This window comes from Clostridium sp., from assembly GCF_036781005.1.
Taxonomy (GTDB): Bacteria; Bacillota; Clostridia; order Clostridiales; family Clostridiaceae; genus Clostridium_B.
This window is the reverse complement of sequence record NZ_DAIQBT010000002.1, coordinates 12,418-34,954: the sequence shown is the minus strand read 5'-3', so window position 1 is coordinate 34,954 and position 22,537 is coordinate 12,418. Positions and strand designations below refer to the sequence as shown.

Annotated in this window: 22 protein-coding genes; all 22 read right to left on the bottom strand. The window is 30.9% G+C overall.

The window, feature by feature from the left end; all coding sequences use genetic code 11:
- Positions 1–64: 64 nt before the first annotated feature.
- A complete protein-coding gene (locus V7Q02_RS00960; RefSeq protein ID WP_333859084.1) occupies positions 65–1,063 on the bottom strand; it encodes an inorganic phosphate transporter in 999 nt (332 codons plus the stop codon).
- The gene (locus V7Q02_RS00955) at positions 1,056–1,679 is read right to left on the bottom strand and encodes a DUF47 domain-containing protein (RefSeq protein WP_333859082.1); all 624 of its coding nucleotides are present in this window, start codon (positions 1,677–1,679) and stop codon (positions 1,056–1,058) included. The genes V7Q02_RS00960 and V7Q02_RS00955 overlap by 8 nt, the downstream gene beginning before the upstream one ends.
- Before the next feature lie 125 nt (positions 1,680–1,804).
- Positions 1,805–2,461, bottom strand: coding sequence for a phosphate signaling complex protein PhoU (phoU, locus tag V7Q02_RS00950; protein WP_333859081.1), 657 nt, complete (start codon positions 2,459–2,461; stop codon positions 1,805–1,807).
- Positions 2,462–2,535: 74 nt separating this feature from the next.
- Positions 2,536–3,285 (bottom strand): phosphate ABC transporter ATP-binding protein PstB, encoded by a 750-nt coding sequence (gene pstB, locus V7Q02_RS00945; RefSeq protein ID WP_333859080.1) that lies wholly within the window; start codon positions 3,283–3,285, stop codon positions 2,536–2,538.
- 11 nt (positions 3,286–3,296) lie between these two features.
- Complete coding sequence (gene pstA, locus V7Q02_RS00940) at positions 3,297–4,184, bottom strand: phosphate ABC transporter permease PstA (RefSeq protein ID WP_333859079.1); 888 nt, start codon at positions 4,182–4,184, stop codon at positions 3,297–3,299.
- Positions 4,181–5,086 carry a phosphate ABC transporter permease subunit PstC gene (pstC, locus tag V7Q02_RS00935; protein ID WP_333859190.1) on the bottom strand — a complete coding sequence of 302 codons (906 nt, stop codon included), beginning with the start codon at positions 5,084–5,086 and terminating at the stop codon, positions 4,181–4,183. Before pstC ends, pstA begins: the two co-directional genes overlap by 4 nt.
- 96 nt (positions 5,087–5,182) lie before the next feature.
- Positions 5,183–6,067 carry a phosphate ABC transporter substrate-binding protein gene (locus V7Q02_RS00930; protein ID WP_333859078.1) on the bottom strand — a complete coding sequence of 295 codons (885 nt, stop codon included), beginning with the start codon at positions 6,065–6,067 and terminating at the stop codon, positions 5,183–5,185.
- Between the two features lie 169 nt (positions 6,068–6,236).
- The gene (gene pnpS / locus V7Q02_RS00925; protein ID WP_333859077.1) at positions 6,237–7,964 is read right to left on the bottom strand and encodes a two-component system histidine kinase PnpS; all 1,728 of its coding nucleotides are present in this window, start codon (positions 7,962–7,964) and stop codon (positions 6,237–6,239) included.
- A 9-nt stretch (positions 7,965–7,973) separates the two neighbouring features.
- Positions 7,974–8,669, bottom strand: coding sequence for a response regulator transcription factor (locus V7Q02_RS00920; RefSeq protein WP_333859076.1), 696 nt, complete (start codon positions 8,667–8,669; stop codon positions 7,974–7,976).
- 66 nt (positions 8,670–8,735) lie between these two features.
- Entirely contained in the window at positions 8,736–9,455 is a 720-nt protein-coding gene (pgeF, locus tag V7Q02_RS00915) for a peptidoglycan editing factor PgeF (protein WP_333859075.1), read from the bottom strand.
- A 149-nt stretch (positions 9,456–9,604) separates the two neighbouring features.
- Entirely contained in the window at positions 9,605–10,060 is a 456-nt protein-coding gene (nrdR, locus tag V7Q02_RS00910) for a transcriptional regulator NrdR (RefSeq protein ID WP_333859074.1), read from the bottom strand.
- Between the two features lie 72 nt (positions 10,061–10,132).
- Positions 10,133–10,402, bottom strand: a complete 270-nt coding sequence (locus tag V7Q02_RS00905; RefSeq protein WP_333859073.1) for a YlmC/YmxH family sporulation protein — start codon at positions 10,400–10,402, stop codon at positions 10,133–10,135.
- 55 nt (positions 10,403–10,457) lie between these two features.
- On the bottom strand, positions 10,458–11,231 hold the full coding sequence (gene sigG / locus V7Q02_RS00900; protein ID WP_333859072.1) for an RNA polymerase sporulation sigma factor SigG: 774 nt from the start codon (positions 11,229–11,231) through the stop codon (positions 10,458–10,460).
- Positions 11,232–11,304: 73 nt separating this feature from the next.
- Entirely contained in the window at positions 11,305–12,012 is a 708-nt protein-coding gene (gene sigE, locus V7Q02_RS00895; protein WP_333859071.1) for an RNA polymerase sporulation sigma factor SigE, read from the bottom strand.
- A gap of 29 nt (positions 12,013–12,041) precedes the next feature.
- Positions 12,042–12,839 carry a sigma-E processing peptidase SpoIIGA gene (spoIIGA, locus tag V7Q02_RS00890; protein ID WP_333859070.1) on the bottom strand — a complete coding sequence of 266 codons (798 nt, stop codon included), beginning with the start codon at positions 12,837–12,839 and terminating at the stop codon, positions 12,042–12,044.
- Between the two features lie 254 nt (positions 12,840–13,093).
- Positions 13,094–14,212, bottom strand: a complete 1,119-nt coding sequence (ftsZ, locus tag V7Q02_RS00885) for a cell division protein FtsZ (protein ID WP_333859069.1) — start codon at positions 14,210–14,212, stop codon at positions 13,094–13,096.
- Between the two features lie 19 nt (positions 14,213–14,231).
- A complete protein-coding gene (ftsA, locus tag V7Q02_RS00880) occupies positions 14,232–15,500 on the bottom strand; it encodes a cell division protein FtsA (protein ID WP_333859068.1) in 1,269 nt (422 codons plus the stop codon).
- 359 nt (positions 15,501–15,859) lie between these two features.
- Positions 15,860–17,083, bottom strand: a complete 1,224-nt coding sequence (locus tag V7Q02_RS00875; protein WP_373844917.1) for a glycosyltransferase family 2 protein — start codon at positions 17,081–17,083, stop codon at positions 15,860–15,862.
- A 200-nt stretch (positions 17,084–17,283) separates the two neighbouring features.
- Complete coding sequence (locus V7Q02_RS00870) at positions 17,284–18,339, bottom strand: type IV pilus twitching motility protein PilT (RefSeq protein WP_333859066.1); 1,056 nt, start codon at positions 18,337–18,339, stop codon at positions 17,284–17,286.
- Positions 18,340–18,763: 424 nt separating this feature from the next.
- Positions 18,764–19,480, bottom strand: coding sequence for an RNA polymerase sporulation sigma factor SigK (sigK, locus tag V7Q02_RS00865; RefSeq protein ID WP_333859065.1), 717 nt, complete (start codon positions 19,478–19,480; stop codon positions 18,764–18,766).
- A 93-nt stretch (positions 19,481–19,573) separates the two neighbouring features.
- The gene (locus V7Q02_RS00860; protein ID WP_333859064.1) at positions 19,574–21,235 is read right to left on the bottom strand and encodes a penicillin-binding transpeptidase domain-containing protein; all 1,662 of its coding nucleotides are present in this window, start codon (positions 21,233–21,235) and stop codon (positions 19,574–19,576) included.
- A 78-nt stretch (positions 21,236–21,313) separates the two neighbouring features.
- Entirely contained in the window at positions 21,314–22,537 is a 1,224-nt protein-coding gene (locus V7Q02_RS00855; protein WP_333859063.1) for a peptidase U32 family protein, read from the bottom strand.

The following is a 22,537-nucleotide window of genomic DNA, read 5'->3' as shown; positions in this document are numbered from 1 at the left end:
CCTATAAAGCAAAAAAAAATAAAAAATCTCTCTAAAATTTATTTATAGAAGAGATTTTTAAAAATTAAATTAATTCTATTAAAAATACTAAAACTCCTGAAATAAGTGCACAGCCAGGTATGGTGACTATCCACGCAAGAACTATATCTTTCACTACAGCCCACCTTACTGCTGACAATCTCTTAGATGCGCCAACTCCCATTATTGCTGTAGTTATTATGTGAGTTGTACTAACTGGTGCATTAAACATAGTGGCAGTAAATATTACTGTAGAAGCTCCCATTTCTGCTGAAAATCCATTTACAGGTGCCATCTTTGCCATTTTGCATCCCATAGTTTTTATTATCTTCTTTCCGCCAAGGCTTGTACCTAAGGCCATAGCCAGTGCACAGCAAATTTTTACCCATAACGGAACAGCAAATACCTGAAGAAAGCCTGTGCTAACCAAAGTCATGGTTATAATTCCCATAGTTTTTTGTGCATCATTTCCCCCATGATTAAAAGCTATTAGCATGGCAGAAAATATCTGGGCTTTTGAAAAAATCTTAGTTACTGTACTGGGCCTTGTATTTTTTAAAATCATATTCATAATAGTCATAAATACAAATCCTATTATAAATCCCATTATAGGTGATAGTATAAGCCAAAGTATAACTTCAAAAAAGAGACTCCACCAATTAATTATTAGAAAAGAACTTTTATATATAATGGCAGAACCAACCAAGCCCCCTATTAATGCATGAGAAGAACTGCTTGGTATTCCAAAATACCAGGTTATTAAATTCCAGATTATAGCACCTAAAAGTGCTGCTATAATTACACTTTGAGTAATATCATTGGGATCTACTATACCTTTTCCCACAGTTTGTGCTACCTTTACACTCATAAATGCTCCTATAAAATTAAAAAAAGCTGACATTACTACTGCATTTTTGAGTGTCATAACTCTAGTAGATACACAACAAGCTATGGCATTTGCACTGTCATGAAAACCATTTATTACATCAAATACCAATGCAATTATTACTATTACTATCGTTAAAATTAAAGTACTGCTAAGCATTTTTCATTACTACCCCTTCGATAACATTAGCTAAATCCTCACAAGCATCCAGAGTATCTTCTAAATATTGATATATTTCTCTCCATTTTATAACATCTATAACTTCCATATCCCTTCTAAATATATCTCCGATAGCTTTTCTTGAAAGAATATCTCCCTGTTCCTCTATCCTATTTACTTCTATTATCCTTTTAGCTAGATGTTTGCTTGTTTTCATATTTTTTAACTCTTCCATTATAGAAATAAGTTCCTTACAGCAATCAACTATCATCTTACTTAAACTACGTGCCTCATCAGTACATTCATTTACATTGAACATAACAAATCTACTAGCTGTAGACTCTATAAGGTCAATGATATCATCTGTATCCTTTGCTATGATATATATATCCTCTCTATCAAATGGAGTAATGAATGTGCTGTTTAACTGTTCTAATAGTTCATGTTGTTTTTTGTCTCCTTGATGTTCCACCTCTTTTAATTTTTTTAAATTTTCTTCTGAATTTTCAAGATCATCCAAAAAATCTAATAACATTTTTGAAGCTTTATAGGCAATATTGGCAGTTTGCACAAAAAACTCATAAAACTTGTCTTCTTTTGGAGTAAAAGTAAACATTATATCCCTCCCGGCATTGAAAGTATACATTTTCGACCTTATAAAGTATACCATAAATTTAATAAAAATTAAATAAAAAAAAGACTTTAACCCTGTCACAGTTTAAAGCCTAAACCCCATATAAACTATTCATTTAAATCTTTTTGTTCCCCTGTAACCAGATATATGGTTCCCTCACATATATTAGTTACATGATCCGCTATTCTCTCTAAATATTTACAAACAAATAAAAGCTGGGTGACTTGATTTATTTTATCACTATCTTCACTCATAATCTCTATTAATTCTTTAAATACATGTTTATACAATCTATCTATTTCATCATCCATTTCACAGGCTCCATAAGCCTCATCAACACTTCTGTCTACATAGGCATCCAATGCCCTTTTTATCATATCATTGACTATTTTAGACATTTTCCCTATATCTATCAATTTTTTGACATATTTTTCGCCTTTAAGTTTTATAGCTATTTTAGATATATCTACAGCGTGATCTGCCATTCTTTCAAGATCTGTTATTATCCTGGCTGTTGTAAATATTGTCCTTAGATCTATGGCCAGAGGCTGTTCTTTTGCAGTGAGTTTTATACATTTATCTTCTATTTCCCTATATAGACTATCCACCAAATCATCATTTTTTATGGTCTCCTTTGCCAATTTCTCATCTTGTTTGGCCAGTGCCTCTATACACTGATGAATTTGTTTTTCCACCATACTTCCCATTCTCAATACATCATTATGCATTTCTTCCAATGCATAATCAAATGCCTTTCTGGTCATAATAACCACCTCTTTTCAATTATTAATTATATTATTACATATATTAAAATATTCAAAAAGTACTTTCAGTAAAATTATCCAAATCTTCCTGTAATGTAATCCTCTGTCCTTTTATCTTTGGGTTTATAAAAGATATCTTCTGTTTTTTCCGCTTCAATAATCTCCCCATTTAAGAAAAAGGCGGTATAATCCGATATTCTCCCTGCCTGCTGCATATTATGAGTTACTATTATTATGGTATACTTCTTTTTCAACACATCCATAAGCTCTTCTATCCTCAATGTAGATATAGGATCCAGTGCGGAGGTAGGTTCATCCATTAAGAGCACATCTGGCTGTACCGCAAGAGTTCTTGCTATACACAACCTTTGCTGCTGTCCTCCAGACAGACCAAGGGCATTCCTATCTAATCTATCCTTTACTTCATCCCAAATTGCAGCATCCCTCAAGCTATTTTCTACCAATTCATCCAATATGCTTTTTTTCTTTATGCCATGTATTCTTGGACCATAGGATACATTATCATATATGGACATGGGAAAAGGATTAGGGCTTTGAAACACCATTCCTACTCTTTTCCTTAAATCTATAATATCATAATCTCTATATATATTTTTCCCTTCAAAAAATACTTCTCCTTCAATTTTAACTGAATCTATTAAATCATTCATTCTGTTTAAAGTTCTTAAAAAAGTTGATTTTCCACATCCTGAAGGTCCTATTAAAGCCGTAACAGAATTTTTTTCCACGCCTAAATTTATCTTTTTAAGAGCTTGATTAGAACCATAATATAAATCAAGGTTTTCTGTCTCTATTATATTCATCAATTCTCCCCTCATTTCTTTCCTGTATATGATTCGTATATCTTTCTACTTAATAACCTTGCTACAAGATTAAAAAGCAATACCATAACTACTAAAACTGCAGAAGCCTTATTTGCTATCTGTACCGCATCAGGTACCATTCCTTCCGAATTCAACTTCCATATATATACTGCCAAGGTTTCTGCAGGCCTCATTATACTTAAAGCAGATCCTTTATCAATTAGGCTTATATAAGAAAAATTTAATTTAGGTGCACTCATACCTGCAGTATATAAAAGAGCTGCAGCCTCTCCAAATATCCTGCCTGCGGCAAGTATTATACCAGTGGATATCTGTGGTATAGCCGATGGAAGAATTACTTTGCTTATGGTTTGCCATTTAGTGGCACCAAGGCCTAAACTAGCTTCTTTTACAGAGGCTGCTGCCGCAGTTATGGCATTTTCACTTACCCTGGTTAATGCGGGCAAATTAAGTACAGATATGGCAAAGGCTCCTGATAAAAGAGTAAAACCCCAATTTGTCATATTTACAAATATTAGAAGTCCAAATAATCCAACCACAATAGAAGGCAATGATGCCATAGTTTCTATACACAATCTTACTATATTTAAAAATATCCCTTTCTTTGCATATTGGGATAAATATATTCCTGCTCCTATCCCAATAGGAACACTTATAATAAGTGCCACTATTAACATATAAAAAGAATTAAAAAGCTGTGGTCCTATACCCCCTCCAGATTCCCCAAATTTAGCTTCTCCAAACAGAAAAGAGGGTTTTAAAAATCCCATGCCTTTAACTAATATATATCCTATAAGAAGTATTAAAATAAGTACTACAAAAAAAGTCAATCCATAAAGAACCCCAGTCCATACCTTATCTCTGATTTTAGCATTCATCTTTTAACTTCACTCCTTTTTCCGATAGCCTTTATTATTAAAATAAATACAAAAGAAATTATTAAAAGAAATAATGCCAGAGACCACAATGCATCATTCCATGCCGTTCCAGACACTGTATTTCCCATATCCATGGTTAAAATACTGGTCATTGTGGATGTAGGACTTAAAAGACTCTTTGGAAACCTTATGGTATTTCCTATTACCATTTGTACTGCTAAAGCTTCTCCAAAAGCTCTGGCAAGTCCTAATACCACTCCTGTAAGTATGCCATTTTTAGCAGAGGGAACTATTACCTTACTTATGGTCTGCCATCTGGTTGCCCCCAATCCATAAGATGCCTCCATGTAACTTCTTGGAATAGTTTTTACCGCATCTGCAGATATGCTGGATATGGTAGGTAATATCATTATACTTAAAACCAATATACCTGCTATTAAACTAAATCCTATTCCATGAAAACTGTTTTTTAAAAATGGGATAAGCACGCTAAATCCTATCCATCCATATACTACAGAGGGTATACCTACAAACAATTCCAGTGAAGGTTGCAGTACTTTAGAACCTATCTTGGGAGATATGTAATGCATAAATACAGCAAGAGCTATACTTATGGGAGCACTTATTATAACTGCCCCTAATGAAACAAAAGTAGATCCTGCAAAAAATATAAGTGCTCCAAGTTTTGGATCACTTCCATCTGGTGCCCATTTAGAACTAAATAGAAATTCCCACAGCGGATACCCTCTTTTCACAAAAGTAGCCATACCCTTTGAAGCTATAAAAAATATTATACTTAAAGTAAGAACTATAATCATAACTCCACAAAATGTAGCAAAACCTCTGCCTATATATTCTGTTCTCAGCTTATGCCACAAAGACCTTTTTTCTATCTTTACCATTTTTGATAACCACAATGATTTTTTTTCCATATTTACCGACCTCAAAATTTTATTTTATAACAAACTGGCTGCCTAAACAGCCAGCTAAAATAATTTCTACTTCATATCATTCATAGGAATATATCCTAGTTTTTTTATGGTTTCTTTATTTTCATCACTTAATACATAATCTATATATTCCTTTGCCACATCTTTAGCTTCCCCTTTTGTATACATATGTTCATAAGACCAGAAAGGATATTTGCCTGAAATTATATTTTCTGAAGAAGCTTCAACATTTTCTATTTTTAAAGCTTTAACATTATTCTTAACTGAATCTGTTAAATAAGATAGTGCCAGATAACTTATAGCTCCATCTGTGCTTTTAATGGCATTTTCAACATTTCCATTGGAATCCTGTGTTGTTCCAAGTCCTTCTTTTTCTTCTTTTCCACCCATTACAGTATCTTTAAATGTAGCTCTAGTACCTGATGACTTAGTTCTGTTTATAACATTTATTTTCATATCGCTACCGCCTACATCTTTCCAATTTGTAATCTCTCCTGTAAATATTTTCTGTATTTGTTCTTTAGTTAGAGAATCAACTCCTACATTAGGATTTGCTACTACGGCAAAACCTATGGCACAAACTTTATGATCCACTAATTGTTTTGCTTTGTCTGCATCCAACTTTGATTCTGCTGTTACATCGGAATTTCCTATATTGGAAGTACCCTGCAATACCAGATTAAGTCCAGTACCACTTCCTCCTCCTTGAACATTAACTGTTACCTTGGGATTTTTTTCTGAAAATGTCTTACCTATTTGCTCTGCCAGGGGCTGAAGAGCAGTAGAACCTGCCAACGTTATTGATCCAGAAATTTCCTTACTACTCTTATCTCCTTCTTCCTTACTATTGTTTCCCCCGCAGCCTGTAAATATTCCCACAGTCAGCACAACAGCCATAGTGGCTAAAAAACCTCTTCTTATTCTTATATTCATAATAATATAGACCTCCTTAAGATTTAACCTTATGTAAAAAGCAAACTTCAATTTCCACAGTACTTATAATATTCCACCAAAGTTAATCCTTTATTATAGCTATGTTAATTAAAATTAACATCCAATATTTTAAAATATATCAGATGTTAAACTAAATTTATATAATTATTCAATTATAGGGTCTTTGCTTATTATTAAGATCTATAGGAATTTTAACTATAAATTTACTACCCTTGCCAATTTCACTATCTAATTCTATAGTGCCACTAAATTTTAAAACTATATGTTTTACTATGGCAAGGCCAAGCCCTGTCCCCCCCTGGCTTCTGGATCTTGCTTTATCAACTCTATAAAATCTCTCAAACAATCTTTCCTGATGTTTCTTTGAAATGCCTACCCCATTATCCTCTACCCGTATTAAACAGTTATTGTTCTCAAATGCCGTACCTACTTTCACCTGTCCTTCATTATTAGTATATTTTATTGCATTATCTACTAAATTTATAACCATCTGCTTAAATCTATCTGAATCCCCCCATATATCTGGCATATCACATTCTATTTTCTTAATTGTTATATGCTTCTTATCTGCAGAAGGTTTCATCATATAACACACATTATCTATTATTCCATTTATATCTATAAGCTCTGTCTTATCCATTTCGTTACTTTCTATATGTGAAAGGGTAAGTATATCATTTATAAGTCTTGTAAGACGATCCGCTTCATCATCTATTATATTTAAAAACTTATTTCTATTTTCTAAATCCTCCACATATTTTAAAGTTTCTGCAAATCCCTTTATAGATGTAAGAGGAGTTTTTAGTTCATGAGAAACGTTAGCTACAAATTGTGATCTCATATTTTCTAATCTTCTTATATCTGTTATATCTTGAACTACTGCCACTATACCTATTTTTTCACTGCCATTTATAATGTAATCTGTTTTTATTCTAAGTTCCCTCTCTTTAGGCCTTAATATTTTAATCTCTTTATATTCCTTTTTTACACTTTTAAATACATCCTCTAATTCAAAATCCCTTATACTATCCATTAAATTTTCTCCTATAACATCTTTTGAGATTCCAAATATTTTTTTTGCATAGGGATTTATCATTATAATTTTACAACTGATGTCTACTGCTATAACTCCATTATCCATGCTCTTTAGTATAGCCTCTAGTCTATTTGTTTTATCTATGGAATCCTTTAAGGTACTTTCCAGCTTATCTGCCATATGATTGAAGGTCTTGCTAAGATTTCCTATTTCATCTTTAGAATTAATTTTTACCCTTTTATCTAAGTTGCCACTAGCTATACTAAAGGTAGTGTATTGAAGTTTTTTCAAAGGTTTTACTATTGATTTTGAAAGTCTTGAAGCAAAAAGTAAGGCTATAAGTATGGAAAAAAACATTATAAATATGTAACATTTCAAATAATTATTCTCAAATCCTTTAATTGTCTGCATAGTTAATGAACTCCGCATTACATATCCATTTTCAAAGAGAGTAGCAAAATATAATGTTTTTTTATGAGTGGTATCACTTGTTCTTATATCATACCCTATCCCATTCTTTCTGGCTTCCATTACTTCTTTTCTTAAGTTATGATTACTCATGGTATATTCCTCTGCCATAGAATCTCCAAGAACCTTTCCATCCTTATCTATGAGAGTTACCCTCATAACTTTATCTAAAAAAATTTTCTTAAAGAAGCCTCCTTTATCCTCTATTTTTTCATTTTTTATTATATTTATTAAAATTTCATTATTTAACTTTAAAGTATCTTTCATATTTTTTATATATTCACGATTTTCGATGACTATAAACAGCAAAGTAGCTATTATCATACTAACTATGAGGGTGGATACCATGGACAACATTAACTTTTTTTTCATTTTATATCATTACTCTTTCCAGTTAAATCTATAACCGATTCCACGTATGGTTTCAATATATTTAGGTTTTTTGTCACAGCTCTCTATTTTTTGTCTTATATGCCTTATATGAACATCTACCGTTCTAGTTTCTCCTACATATTCATACCCCCATATCTTATCAAGTAAAAAATCTCTAGTCATAACTCTTCCTTTATTTTTTATAAGCATCTGCAGAAGTTCAAATTCCTTAAGTGTCAATTCTACCTTTTCCCCGTTTTTTAACACTTCATGTCTGTCAAAATCTATACTTATATCTCCAAACACATAATACTTATCTAAGGTTTTTATGGTAGTTCTTCTAAGTATAGCTTTCACTCTAGCCAATAATTCTCTTACAGAAAAAGGTTTTGTAATATAGTCATCCGCTCCAAGTTCTAATCCAAGAACCTTATCAAGTTCTTCTCCCCTTGCAGTTATCATCATTATGGGAGTGGTACCTATTAATTCATCTTTTCTTATTTCTTTACATACATCATATCCATCTATTCCAGGAAGCATAACGTCAAGCAAAATAAGTTTGGGTCTTTCCTCCTTTGCTATTTTTAAGGCTTCCATTCCCTCTAAAGCTACAACAGTTTTATAGCCATTATTTTCAAGATTGAATTTTATAAGTTCACATATATGTTCTTCATCATCTACTATTAATATTTTTTCCTTTGACATAACTACACCCCTTTGTCAATTCACAGTTCACAATTCTCAGTTCACAGTTCTTAATTCATAAGTTTGTTATTTTACATCAGAGTTAAGATAAATAAAAGAAAAAAGCCTTCCCTGATATCTATTTTTTCTATAAGAATATAATTCATATTCTCTACTGCAGGAAGTACAAATATCCAAAGAATTTACATTTTTCTCTGGCACTCCACTATCTTTTAGCTGATGCAAAATACATTCTTTTAAACTCAGATTTCTCCCTTTAAATACCTGCTTATCTTTATAAAAAGCTGAATTTTTAAATTCAACTATTAGCTCTTCCCCCACCTCATAACAAGAACTGCAAATATGCGGTCCTATACAGGCTGCTATATTACAGGGATCACTTTTAAAATCTTTTTTAAGTTTTTCTATAGTTTTTAAAACAATACAAGATAGTGTTCCTCTCCATCCGCTGTGGACTGCTGCTACAACTTTTTCCTTTCTGTCATACAAAAGTATGGGAACACAATCTGCATTGAATATTCCCACAGCCTCCTGGGGCACATTTGTAATTATTCCATCTGCATCCTCCAAATTACCTCTATAAATTATACTGTTGCATCCATGAACCTGATTTAAATATCCTATATTTTTTAGATTGAACCAACCTTTCAAATTATTAATATTTTTTCTTCCTATGTCTTCTGACTTATTAAAATTCAAATTATTCTTAGCCGTTGAAAATACTGCCGATGCTCCTGGAAAATTTATCTTTATAAACTCATATCCTTCAATTAAAACTCTTTTCATATTATCCTCCATATTTTTAGCTTTATAATGAACTTTATTTAAATATATTTTAACATTCTTTATAAAATAATAGCGGTATATATATTTTTTTAACTTTGATTTAACAAATCAGGGTAAAAAAAATAAGTGGTAAATATGTATTGACCACTTTATCTGTTAGAAATCAAATTTTTTATCTCTTCCATAAAAGTATTTATATCTTTGAATTGTCTGTATACAGATGCAAATCTCACATAAGATACTTCATCTACCTTTTTTAAACTTTCCATAATCATTTCCCCTATATCAGAAGAATTTATTTCCGTCAGCACACTGCTGCTTATTTTCTTCTCCACCTCATCTGCTATCTCTTCAATCTGTTTTCGTGAAACAGGTCTCTTTTGACATGCCTTCATAAGACCATTTAATATTTTTGTCCTGTCAAAATATTCCCTACTCATATTCTTCTTTATAACAAGCAACGGAACATTTTCAATTTTTTCATAGGTTGTATATCTTTTATTACATTTTAAACACTCTCTTCTTCTTCTTATAGCCATTTTATCCTCTGTAGCTCTTGAATCTACCACCCTACTTTCTCCATATCCACAATAAGGGCATTTCAATTTTATTCACGTCCTTTTTAATATAGTATATAAATAATTATACACTTTTCAGACGAAAATTCTACTAAATTATTACTTTTTATTCGATATATTTTCTCCATCTATTAAAATCACATCTACCCCTATCTTTTTTACATTATCCCAAGGCACCTCCAAATCTTCATTCTTGCCAAAAAAAGATACTTTACCTGTTTGAGAAGGTAAAATAATGGATATTATCCTATGTTCCTTGCAGTTTACTTTTAAATCCCTTATAAATCCTAACTTTATTCCCGTATTTATATCTATTACTTCCATATCCTTTAAATTAGCTAAAGAAAATAAATCTTTTTGTAACTCCATATATGTAATCCCTCCATCTTTTTATTAATATAAACAAGATATTAAATTAAAAACATTATACATACTTTCTCATATGCCTCAATGCGGTTTTTTCCAATCTTGAAACCTGTGCCTGCGATATTCCTATTTCGTGTGCTACCTCCATTTGAGTTCTGCCGTCAAAAAATCTTAGGTTAAGTATTAATTTTTCTCTGGCATTTAACTTTTTCATGGCTTCTTTTATGGATATATTTTCAAGCCAATTTTCATCAACATTTTTTGTATCACTTATTTGATCCATCACATAAATTGCATCCCCTCCATCATGATATATGGGTTCAAATAAAGATACTGGATCCTGAATTGCATCCAGTGCAAATACCACTTCCTCTCTGGGTAATTCCAATTCTTTGGCTATTTGCGATATAGTAGGTTCTTTATTATTTTCTCTTATTAATTTATCTCTAACCTGCAGTGCTTTGTATGCAATATCCCTAAGAGAACGACTCACTCTTATTGAATTGTTATCTCTCAAATACCTTCTTATCTCTCCTATAATCATAGGCACCGCATAAGTGGAAAATTTAACATTTTGACTTAAATCAAAATTGTCAATAGCCTTTATGAGCCCTATACATCCTACTTGAAATAGATCATCTACATTTTCTCCTCTGTTATTAAATCTCTGTATTACACTTAACACCAACCTTAAATTGCCTTTTATAAATTTTTCTCTGGCATCATTATCTCCCTGCTGCATTTTTATTAATAGTTCCTTCATTTCCTTTTCTTTCAGAACTGGCAATTTTGATGTATTTACGCCACAAATTTCAACCTTATTAATTATCATGTAATCAGCCCCTTTAGAATATATAGCATTTTAAGTATTTACTAAGACGCTGAATTTTATACTAAAGACAAACTTATAACATTTTATTTATTTCTTTTCTCAGTCTTCTTATTATCCTCTTTTCAAGTCTGGAAATATAAGATTGAGATATTCCAAGTAAGTCTGCTACTTCCTTTTGAGTCTTCTCCTTTTTGCCATTTAGACCAAATCTTAAATTAACTATTTCTTTTTCTCTATGACTTAATTTTTTCATGGCAATAACTAAAAGCTGTTTATCCACTTCATCTTCTATAAAACTGTACACCACATCATTATCTGTCCCTAAAATGTCTGACAATAATAATTCATTTCCATCCCAATCTACATTTAGAGGTTCATAAAAAGAAATTTCTGCTTTTACTTTACTATTTCTTCTCAAATACATAAGTATTTCATTTTCTATACATCTTGAAGCATATGTAGCCAATTTTATCTTTTTCTCAGGATTGAAGGTATTTACTGCTTTTATAAGCCCTATGGTTCCTACAGATACCAAATCTTCTACATTCACTCCTGTGTTTTCAAATTTTCTGGCTATATAAACTACCAGTCTTAAATTTCTTTCTATGAGAGTTGATCTTACCTTTTCATTTCCCGAGACCAATCTGGATACTAACTCTTCCTCCTCCTTTTTGCTAAGAGGAGGAGGTAGTACATCATTTCCCCCTATATAGTATATATTTTTTATGACAAACTTAAATTTTGTCAGTATTCTGTTTAACAATATTTTTAACTTAAACATGGTCATCCCCCACTATCAATTGTTTTTAATTATATTACCCCTCTGGATAAAAGAGCATGATAATCATCGAGCTGACTTAATTTATCCTGACAAAGAGCAACTATAACTTCTCTATATTTTACCTCCTTTCCAAAATTTATTTTTATTATATCTGGTTTAAAACCCAAAAGCTTCCCACTGGAGCCATTTATAACTCTATAGGGTATATAGAATTTTCCAAATTGTTCTAAATCCACACTATCAAATATAGCTTTTTCAACTATCACTACAGGTAAATTGGTAGCCGGTTCTCTTAATTCATTCCCTGTATCTAAAAAAGCCTTTACCTTTTTTTCTCCATCTTTAAATATAATATCTATTTCATAAACCAATGAAGCCAAATCTCTTCTATCTTTAATGTAAATTACTAATCTGTCTATGGTTATATAACATATCATAAGTGCAATAAAAAGCCATTGGTATGGAAAATTAATTATCATAGCACTATCTGCATAGGAATACCTATTATATTGAATAAACATACATGTTCCTGCCAAAAGCATAGAGTATAACATAAATATACATAAAATTTTGAAGTCAGTTATAATGCCTTTGTTGCCAAAAGAAATGTATACCAATGCCATTGCCACTATCAATTTAAAATACAGGGTAGAAAAAACACTCAAACAAGGATAAATCAATGTAATTGTATATATACTTCCTATAAAGGCCCCTAAAAATATTCGTTTGAAATTTATCCTTAATTTTAAAGTTCTTCCAGTAATATATAACAGAAAAAAATTTACTATTAAATTTATCAAAATTAATAAATCTAAAAATACAACCAATTATTCTTCACCTCCAGCTATAATTTATCCTATAGATCACCTACCTAATATCTATTTATATTATATACTTATTAATTTGAAAATTTTGTCATTTTACATTTGTATATAATATTTTTATTTTCTATATTATGCCAATAATTTTCCTTTTATTCTAAACAATTTTTCTACTCTCAATGATTTCTTTAGTAATGAATTGCTTTATTAAGAAAATAAAAAAATCCACATAAGGCATAATTGCCTTATGTGGATTTTTTTCATTTTTTCTGCCTTCTTAAAAAAGCAGGTATTTCTAAATCATTTTCATTAAACTTTTCATATTCCAAGGAAGCAGCAGCTTCATTTTTACTATTGATTATATTATTAGATTGGGATTTTTTAATTTCCTTTTTTACAGTTAAGTCTTCCTTAATTTCATCTTTCTCAGCTTCAAAACCTGTAGCTATAACTGTAATCCTTATTTCATCTTTTATATTTTCATCTATAACAGCTCCAAATATTATATTCGCATCAGGATCTGCAGCTTCTTGAACTATTTCTGCTGCTTCATTTATTTCCAACAGTCCAAGATCTTGTCCACCAGTTATATTAAGAAGAACCCCTGTAGCTCCTACTATGGAAGTTTCAAGAAGAGGACTTGATATAGCTTGTTTAGCAGCATCTTGTGCTCTGTTATCTCCATTTCCTTTACCTACTCCCATGTGAGCAAGTCCTTTATCTATCATAATCGTCCTTACATCCGCAAAATCTAAATTTACAAGACCAGGTATGGTTATTAAATCTGATATACCTTGTACACCCTGTCTTAATATATCATCTGCAAATCTAAAGGACTCCATTAAAGTTGTCTTCTTATCTACTACAGAAAGAAGTCTTTCATTTGGAATTGTAACCAGTGTATCTACCTTGTCCTTTAAGTTTTTTATTCCCATTTCTGCATGCAGCATCCTCTTCCTTCCTTCAAAAGGGAAAGGCTTGGTAACTACTCCTACTGTGAGTATTCCCATAGATTTGGCAATTTCGGCAATTATAGGTGCCGCCCCAGTTCCAGTTCCACCTCCCATTCCTGCTGTAATGAATACCATATCTGCACCTTTTATGGCCTGTGTTATCTCATCTTTATTTTCTTCTGCAGCTTTTTGTCCTATTTCAGGATTTGCTCCTGCTCCAAGTCCTTTAGTAAGTTTATCTCCTATCTGTATTTTCTGTGATGCTTGTGAAAGCATTAATGCCTGTTTATCTGTATTTATAGCTATAAATTCCACATTTTTTAATCCTTCTTTTATCATCCTATTTACTGCGTTATTTCCCCCGCCGCCACATCCTATTACTTTTATCTGTGCAAATTGCTGAACATCTACATCAAAATCTAACACAATACCTAAACCTCCCTTATTAAAAAAAGTCCGTAAAAAATTCTTTTATTTTTGTTACAAACCCCATATGTTTATCCTTATCATTCTTCTTTCCTAATCCCACAGCTATTTCTTCATAACTAGCTGTACTTTCACTTTTATTTACTGTAGTATCTATATTTTTATATTTTATTGAATTAGAAACATCCTTTACTATGCCAACTGCTGTAACGTACAGCGGACTTGAGGCCCCTATATATCTTGTAGTTCCAATTCTCATGAATTTTTCCAGAAAATTTTTACTAAAATCTTCTATACCCTTTATTGTAGCTATACCTCCCCCTACTAAAACTATCCCTGAGAGCTTGTCATAGTACTCAGAAACTCTTATTTCTTTATCTATTATAGAGAGTAATTCTTCAACTCTGGCCTCCATAATCTGTACTAAAACATCATACTCCACTTTAACCTTGTTATAATCTGCATTAACTTCTATTTTTAAGCTTTTCTTCCCTGGATCAGCACTTACACTGCCATATTTTATTTTAAGCTTTTCTGCCTCTGAAAAAGGGAGTTTAAGACATACTGAAATATCATTTGTTATAATGTTTCCACCTAAAGCTATGGTACTTATACTCCTTAGAATTCCTCCTTCATATATGTAAATATTTATAGACTCCGAACCCACGTCTACAAGAGCCACTCCCCTTTGAATTTCCTCTTCTTTTAATACTACCTGGGATATAGCTATAGGTTGAAATACTATTCCAAGCACCTTTATTCCTGCTTTATTTACACTTTTAAAAATATTATTTATTATAGTTGAACGAGCCAATATTATCTGGGCATCTACTTCCAATCTAAGTCCATTCATACCAATAGGGTCTTTTATATTATCATAGCCGTCAATTATGTACTGCTCGGGTATTACTCCTATAACTTCTTTATCATTTGGAATAGTAATAATTTTAGCTGCTTTTAAAACTCTCTTCACATCATTATACCTTATTTCACGATCTTCTGATGATACAGCAATTACCCCTTTATTCCACATAAGTTCACTTATTCCTCCAGGTAGAGATATATATGCCTCATTTATTTTAATATCTATCATTCTCTCTAATGAATTTATGCAATTTTTTATAGATTCAGAGGTTTTATCTATATCCACAACTATTCCTTTTTTTACACCATTGCAGTCCGAAGAAGTTATCCCTAGTATCTGCATTTTTCCAACCCTATCCACTTTTCCAGCTGCAGCACAAATATTGGATGAACCTATATCTATTCCAATTATATATCCACTCATAAAGTATGTCCCCCCTTTTTTCATAAACAGACTTTTGGGATTTAAGTGGATTTTTACCACTTATCATCAATCTATCAAGAAACATTTTTTATCTATTTCAATATCCGCATATTTAAATTGCTAAAATTAATTAGAGTATTAAATTATCAATCATAGAATAAAATAAACCGTCAAAATATATATTCAACAAAAAATATAAATTTCCTCTTATATTTTATCACATTTTAATAAAATCTCAAATACAGTTAAATAATATCATTTGGAATTAAATTCCTAATATGCATCTTAAATTGTTTAAAATGCATATTAAGGGAAAAAACCTACTGTTTTTTCCCTTAAATCAAAATTACATTTTAATTTTAATTAGCTTTTTCTAATTCTTTTATTTTTATACTTCGGCTGTGGGTGGTATGACTCCATTCCTTATCATTTTTATTTACAATACCCTGCACTGAAATAGGAAACCAAGTAATTGCATAAAAAGGATAGATTATATAATAAAAAAATATTTTCAAATCTAATTTTTTTTCTAAAATCAACATAAACGGAGTGTATATAAATTGCAATATAGAAAGTAATATCGCTGATATCGTAAGTAAATTAAAATTTACCGAATATACCACTGTATTAAAATTGGATATTAAATGATATGTTTTCATAAAATATTGAATTCCTCCACTTATAACAGATAATCCTATAAGCACAGTTATTATAGGCTGAATACTGTATAGAGCACAGTCAAAAAGAACAAAATTAAAAGTTTTTATTGATTTTTTTACAAGCTTAAAAAAATATCTGCTGGATACATCTGCAAATCCTTGCATCCACCTTTTACGCTGTTTCCAAGATTGAAAAAGTGTAAGAGGTTTTTCATCATATATTATAGCATTATGAGCCCATCCTATCTTATATCCATATAAAACTAACTTACAGGTAAATTCCAAATCTTCTGTAAGACAAGTTGCTCCCCATCCAAGCTTCTGTAAAATATCTGTATTTATACAGAAACCCGTTCCACCTAGCTGGGTTGACAATCCCAAATTACTTCTAGCTAGTTGAAACATTCTATTACAGGTCCAAAATGCTATGGAGTAACTTCCCGTTATCCAGGTATCATAAGGATTTTTACTATCTAAATATCCCTGAACAACTTTATACCCCTTAGAAAGCTGTTTATTCATTTCTTTTAAAAAATTCTTATGTACCAAATTATCCGCATCAAATATAGCAATTGCATCATACTTTTTTCTCATATTAAAGATTTTTCGAAACATCCATTCCAGTGCATATCCTTTACCTCTTTTATTTGCATCAACTCTTTCATATACAATGGCACCTTTTTCTCTGGCTTTCAACGCGGTATTATCTGTACAATTATCTGCAATAACAAAAACATCATATAGTTCTCTAGGATATTCCAGTCCATTTAGACTTTCTAAAATGTCCATAATTACAGCTTCTTCATTATGGGCCGCTATAATCAATGCAAAACTATTCTTAGGGCCTACCTCTTGTTCATCCTTTCTCTTCCATATTCCAAAAAATGATATACATAGGTAATATATTGATATTATATAGACCATGTAAGTCAAAACACGAGAGGCATTAAGAATTATTTCTTTAAATATGCTCAATTCAATCCCCCCTAATTCAAGGTTATTTTAGCATAAATAAGAACTAATTACTATAGTAATTCTCTTAATTATGTTAAAATAATTTACATAATTAAGAGAACTATAAAATAACTTCTAAAAACAAACTTTTTAAATTTTATTATGTACCTTTATAAAGACATCATTCTAGTAAGTATATTATGATCAATAGAATAGGCAAGGGCAGATTCATAGGTTACTTGTCCTTTTCTATAAAGTTCAGCCAAAGACATATCCATTGTTCTCATTCCATATTTTATACCCGTTTGCATAGAAGATTCTATTTGGTGGGTCTTTCCTTCCCTTATCATATTTTTAATGGCCTCTGTAGCAATCATAACTTCTAGTGCAGCTATTCTTCCAGTTCCATTTGACTTTGACAAAAGTTGCTGAGATATTATTCCCTTTATAACTGCAGATAATTGTATTTTTATTTGCTGCTGTTGATGAGGTGGAAATACATCTATAATTCTATCTATGGTTTGAGCTGCTCCTACAGTATGTAAAGTGGAAAATACCAAATGGCCAGTTTCAGCAGCGGTAAGTGCAATAGATATTGTCTCTAAATCTCTCATTTCTCCAACTAAAATCACATCGGGATCTTCTCTTAACACTGCTTTTAATGCATTAGCATAACTTAAAGAATCCTTACCTATTTCCCTTTGACTTATTAAAGATTTGTTATGTTTATGTAAATATTCTATAGGATCTTCAAGAGTTATTATATGAGCTGACCTGTTAGAATTTATTTCATTTATCATGGCTGCTAAAGTTGTACTTTTCCCACAGCCAGTGGGTCCTGTTACTAAAATTAGCCCTCTTTTATGGTTTAATAATTCTTTTATCACCGGAGGAAAATTAAGTTCATTTAAAGTAGGTACCTTTAGTCCCACAACCCTTACTGCAATAGCACTACTTCCCCTCTGTTTAAATACATTTACTCTAAATCTCCCAAGTCCTCCTATAGAAAATGATATATCAATTTCGCCAATCTTCAGATACTTTTCATAATCTTCCTCTAATATTTCTCTACTAAATTTATCCGTATCTAGCGGTTGTAATTTTTCCTTTCCCAATTTTTTGAGTTTCCCATTTATTCTCATGACAGGAGGTGCTCCCACTGTGAGATGTAAATCAGATGCATTTTCTTCTACGGTTTTTTCCAATAAATTTTTTAGTGATACCACTTTAGGTTCCCCTTTCACACATATTTACTATTTTTGCTATCGATGTATAAAACAAGATTTATACTCGATATTTTTATATTTTGGAATTGACTAAAAATAAATTTACTAATCATTAGGCAAACCTTCCCTTATCTATATTCGTTCTTTGCTTCTAAAATTTTATATGTTTTTTAGATTTAAATGGTATTATTTTTTACACTTCTCCAAAGTACAGATAATATTGTAAATTCCATGTATATGTTTTATTATAATTTAGAAATATATAATCTAACACATACGATGGAATTCATTAAAAATATCAATCCTACTTTTTTCATTATTGCTCCTAATATTATCTAGTGGTTCAAGACTTAATTCCGTACACACTTAAAATACACATTTTTAGTGCAAGAAGGTTAGATTTATCTCAGAAATAAGTGTCCACTTAATTACGTCCTGAGCCACTAGTGCCATAATTTAGTTCTTTATATAACTTTTTTAAAGCTTTTTTTTCAATTCTGGACACATAAGATCTGGATATTCCTAGAATTTTAGCTATTTCCCTCTGAGTTTTTGGTTTACTTTCTAAAAGCCCATACCTCATTTCCACCACACTTTTTTCTCTTTGGGATAAACAGGTATTTATTTTAGAATATAATTTTTTTACTTGTATTTTTTGTTCTACTATTTCAATTATAGAATCTTCATCACTACTTAGTACATCCATAAGAGATATTTCATTACCTTCTTTATCCACACCTATGGGATCCTGAAGATACACTTCGTTTTTAATTTTTTTATTATTCCTTATAAGCATTAATATTTCATTTTCTATACATTTTGCTGCATATGTTGCAAGCCTAGTACCCTTACATGAATCAAAGGAATCTATTGCTTTAATTAACCCCACAGTTCCAATAGAAATCAAATCATCTACATCTTTACCAGGATATGAATATTTTTTTACAATATGTGCTACCAGCCTTAAATTTCTCTCTACTAAAATACTTTTAGCAAGCAAATCTCCTTCTTTCAATTTCTTTAAATAATACTTTTCTTCTTCATCATTTAGAGGTTGAGGAAATGAACTATTATTAGTAACATAAGCTGTCATAAACACTACATTTCCTAGAATGTCCAATAAGCAATTTGTTAAAAACACTGGCTGCTCCTCCTAATAGTGCTTATTAATATACTATGAACAGCCTTTTTAAAAAGTGCATATATAAAAAAAATTATTTAACTTTTTATAACTTTATCTTAAATAAGATTTTGTTTTTAAAACTATATTCTTAAAAATTGGAGCTGCTGTATTTCCTCCACTTTCACTATCTTTATCTATATCTTGAACAAACACAACCATAGAATAGTATTTTCCAGAAACCTTAAAAAACCCCACAAACCATCCATCAGAATGTTCCTCTGCATTTTTATTTTGTCCTGTTAATTCTATTCTTTGGGTGCTTCCAGTCTTTCCTCCTATCTCCATACCATCTATATAAGCTGATCTTCCTGTTCCATTTTTAACCACATTTATCATTTGATTTTTCATCTCCTCTGCAGTAGATTTTTTTATTACAGAACTACTGACAGTATTTAAAGATTCTATAGTATTATTTTGGTTATCCACATAGGCATCTAGTAGATATGGCTTTACATATACTCCATCATTTATAACTGTATTTGGTATACTTATAGCTTCTATTGGAGTTATTCTTATATTTTGTCCTATGGCAGCAAGCCCCACACTACCATCACTGACATTAGGATTTTTGACCTCAAATATTCCTTCCTTCTCCCCATCTAAATTCAAAACTTTGTCAAATAACCCTTGAGATTTTGCATTATCATAAAAATTATTAAAGCCAACCTTATTTCCTATTTGTGCAAATACATCATTGGAAGACAGGGTCAACGCCTCTCCTGGTGTTAAAACATTATATTTTTCACTGTCTTCCCCATATAGTCCTTTGCTGGTAAACTTATCCCTAGATTTTATTATACCTTTATCAAGTCCAGCTTCTTCTACAATAACTTTAAATGTGGAACCTGGGAAAAATCCATGATTAGTGGCAATTCCTAAATTCACATTAGGTTTTATATCATCTTTTTGTACCAGGGCTTTTATTTTACCGGTACTGACCTCCATCATAACAACCCCAATTTGACCAAAATTTTTATTTTCACTACTATTTAATATTTCTTTTATACCATTTTGTATATTTTTATCTAAAGTTAATCTTACATTTACATTATTTTCAGGCAAAATAGTTTTTTCATTTATTATTTTTCCATTTGCATCTCTTTCAAATACAATTTGTGGCTTTTCATTATTTTTACTCTTGTCATATATCTGCATTTCTAAAGAATCTTTAGATTTCACCTTATTATCCGAAGTTCTTCTGGGATTTAAAAGTAAATTTTCTATACTCCATACTCCAGTTTTACTTAGAGGTGAATACTCATATATATAAAATCCATTTACATCATGTATATTTTTTAACTTGTTATAAGTACTTAAATCAATCTTATAGTACAATTTTTCACTGGTATTTAATGTTCTCACCTTGGCCAAGTCATATTTTTCATTATAATTCCTGAGAGTATATATTAATGTCAACATACTTTCAGAATTTGCATCTGGATTATCCTTTAAAAATATATCTGGTGATATTACAACATAATACTCTTTATTATAATTCATAAGTTTTTCACCATTACAATCGTATAATATATAATTGGTATCTGTTAAAGATTCCTTATAGGAATATTGAGAATTAGCCATCACACTGAGTTCATCTTCTTTTAAATATTGAAGGCTTATTATTTTAAAATATAGTATTAAGAATATAACATTAAAAATCAAAAATAAAATACACTGTCTATTTTTTATTAAATTTCTATTTATTTTTAACATAAAAAACACCTCATCTAGACTAAATTTTTGTCCAAAACAAGGTATTTTATTCACTGCTATCCAATTGTTAAAATGAGTTTACAATTTTTTTAATTTTATAAGCATATCTCCCTGTTGAAGGGTTTTATCTACCTTAGCTGTAAATATCATTTGAGCCATCGGTGCAGCTTCTATTTTTTTACCTTCTTCATCTTTCATATCATCCAAATTTATACAAAAACTTTCTCCTTCAGGCCTCAATACCTCTACACTATCTCCATCCAAAACTTTGTTTCTCTGTTCTATAACTGCTGTACCATCACAAGTATTGTAACTTTTAACTATACCTACTATGTCATAATTTCTTATGTAGGAAGAAGTCTCATGATTCTGACTGGAAGTATCTCCAAAATAAAATCCTGTAAAATAAATTCTATGACTGGCTTTATTCAAATCATCCATCCATTTATTTTGAAACATATAATTTTCTGGATCTTTAAAATAAGTATCAATAGCTCCTCTATAAGCTTTCACCACAGTAGCCACATAGTAGGAACTTTTCATTCTTCCCTCTATTTTAAATGAGTTTATACCAGACTCTACAAGTTCAGGAATATACTCTATCATGCATAAATCCTTTGAGTTTAATATATAGGCACCTCTATCATCTTCAAATACAGGGAAATATTCTCCAGGTCTTTTTTCTTCCATTAAGTAATACTTATATCTACAGGGCTGAGCACATTGACCTCTATTTGAATCCCTTCCTGTCATATAATTTGAAAGTACACACCTGCCTGAATAGGATATACACATGGAACCATGGACAAAAGCCTCTATTTCACAATCCTCCGGTAAATGTTCTCTTATCTCTTTTATTTCCTGAAAAGATAATTCCCTTGCAAGTACTATTCTTTTCATTCCTTGTCTATACCAAAAATCAGCAGACTTCCAATTTACATTATTTGCCTGAGTGCTCAAATGCATTTCTAAATTAGGTACAACTTCCTTTGCAGTTACTATTATAGCTGGATCTGACACAATTATTGCATCTGCTTTCACCTCATATAAATTTTTTAAATAATCTTCCAATCCCTTTAAATCTTCATTGTGAGGAAATACATTTACAGTTATAAATACCTTCTTACCTCTGCTGTGGGCATATTCTATGCCTTCTTTTAATTCTTCATCTGTAAAGTTATCTGCAAAAGCTCTTAAGTTCAGCCTGCTTCCTCCAAGATAAACTGCATCAGCTCCAAAATTTATGGCTGTTTTTAATTTTTCCAGGTTTCCAGCTGGAGCTAGAAGTTCTGGTTTTTTCAT

Excerpts from the sequence above, each read along its gene's own strand:
- V7Q02_RS00960 (WP_333859084.1), bottom strand. The coding sequence starts at position 1,063 with ATGCTTAGCAGTACTTTAATTTTAACGATAGTAATAGTAATAATTGCA.
- V7Q02_RS00955 (WP_333859082.1), bottom strand. The coding sequence starts at position 1,679 with ATGTTTACTTTTACTCCAAAAGAAGACAAGTTTTATGAGTTTTTTGTG.
- phoU (WP_333859081.1), bottom strand. The coding sequence starts at position 2,461 with ATGACCAGAAAGGCATTTGATTATGCATTGGAAGAAATGCATAATGAT.
- pstB (WP_333859080.1), bottom strand. The coding sequence starts at position 3,285 with ATGAATATAATAGAGACAGAAAACCTTGATTTATATTATGGTTCTAAT.
- pstA (WP_333859079.1), bottom strand. The coding sequence starts at position 4,184 with ATGAATGCTAAAATCAGAGATAAGGTATGGACTGGGGTTCTTTATGGA.
- pstC (WP_333859190.1), bottom strand. The coding sequence starts at position 5,086 with ATGGTAAAGATAGAAAAAAGGTCTTTGTGGCATAAGCTGAGAACAGAA.
- V7Q02_RS00930 (WP_333859078.1), bottom strand. The coding sequence starts at position 6,067 with ATGAATATAAGAATAAGAAGAGGTTTTTTAGCCACTATGGCTGTTGTG.
- pnpS (WP_333859077.1), bottom strand. The coding sequence starts at position 7,964 with ATGAAAAAAAAGTTAATGTTGTCCATGGTATCCACCCTCATAGTTAGT.
- V7Q02_RS00920 (WP_333859076.1), bottom strand. The coding sequence starts at position 8,669 with ATGTCAAAGGAAAAAATATTAATAGTAGATGATGAAGAACATATATGT.
- pgeF (WP_333859075.1), bottom strand. The coding sequence starts at position 9,455 with ATGAAAAGAGTTTTAATTGAAGGATATGAGTTTATAAAGATAAATTTT.
- V7Q02_RS00905 (WP_333859073.1), bottom strand. The coding sequence starts at position 10,402 with ATGGAGTTACAAAAAGATTTATTTTCTTTAGCTAATTTAAAGGATATG.
- sigG (WP_333859072.1), bottom strand. The coding sequence starts at position 11,231 with ATGATAATTAATAAGGTTGAAATTTGTGGCGTAAATACATCAAAATTG.
- sigE (WP_333859071.1), bottom strand. The coding sequence starts at position 12,012 with ATGTTTAAGTTAAAAATATTGTTAAACAGAATACTGACAAAATTTAAG.
- ftsA (WP_333859068.1), bottom strand. The coding sequence starts at position 15,500 with ATGAGTGGATATATAATTGGAATAGATATAGGTTCATCCAATATTTGT.
- V7Q02_RS00875 (WP_373844917.1), bottom strand. The coding sequence starts at position 17,083 with ATGGTCTATATAATATCAATATATTACCTATGTATATCATTTTTTGGA.
- V7Q02_RS00860 (WP_333859064.1), bottom strand. The coding sequence starts at position 21,235 with ATGTTAAAAATAAATAGAAATTTAATAAAAAATAGACAGTGTATTTTA.
- V7Q02_RS00855 (WP_333859063.1), bottom strand. The coding sequence starts at position 22,537 with ATGAAAAAACCAGAACTTCTAGCTCCAGCTGGAAACCTGGAAAAATTA.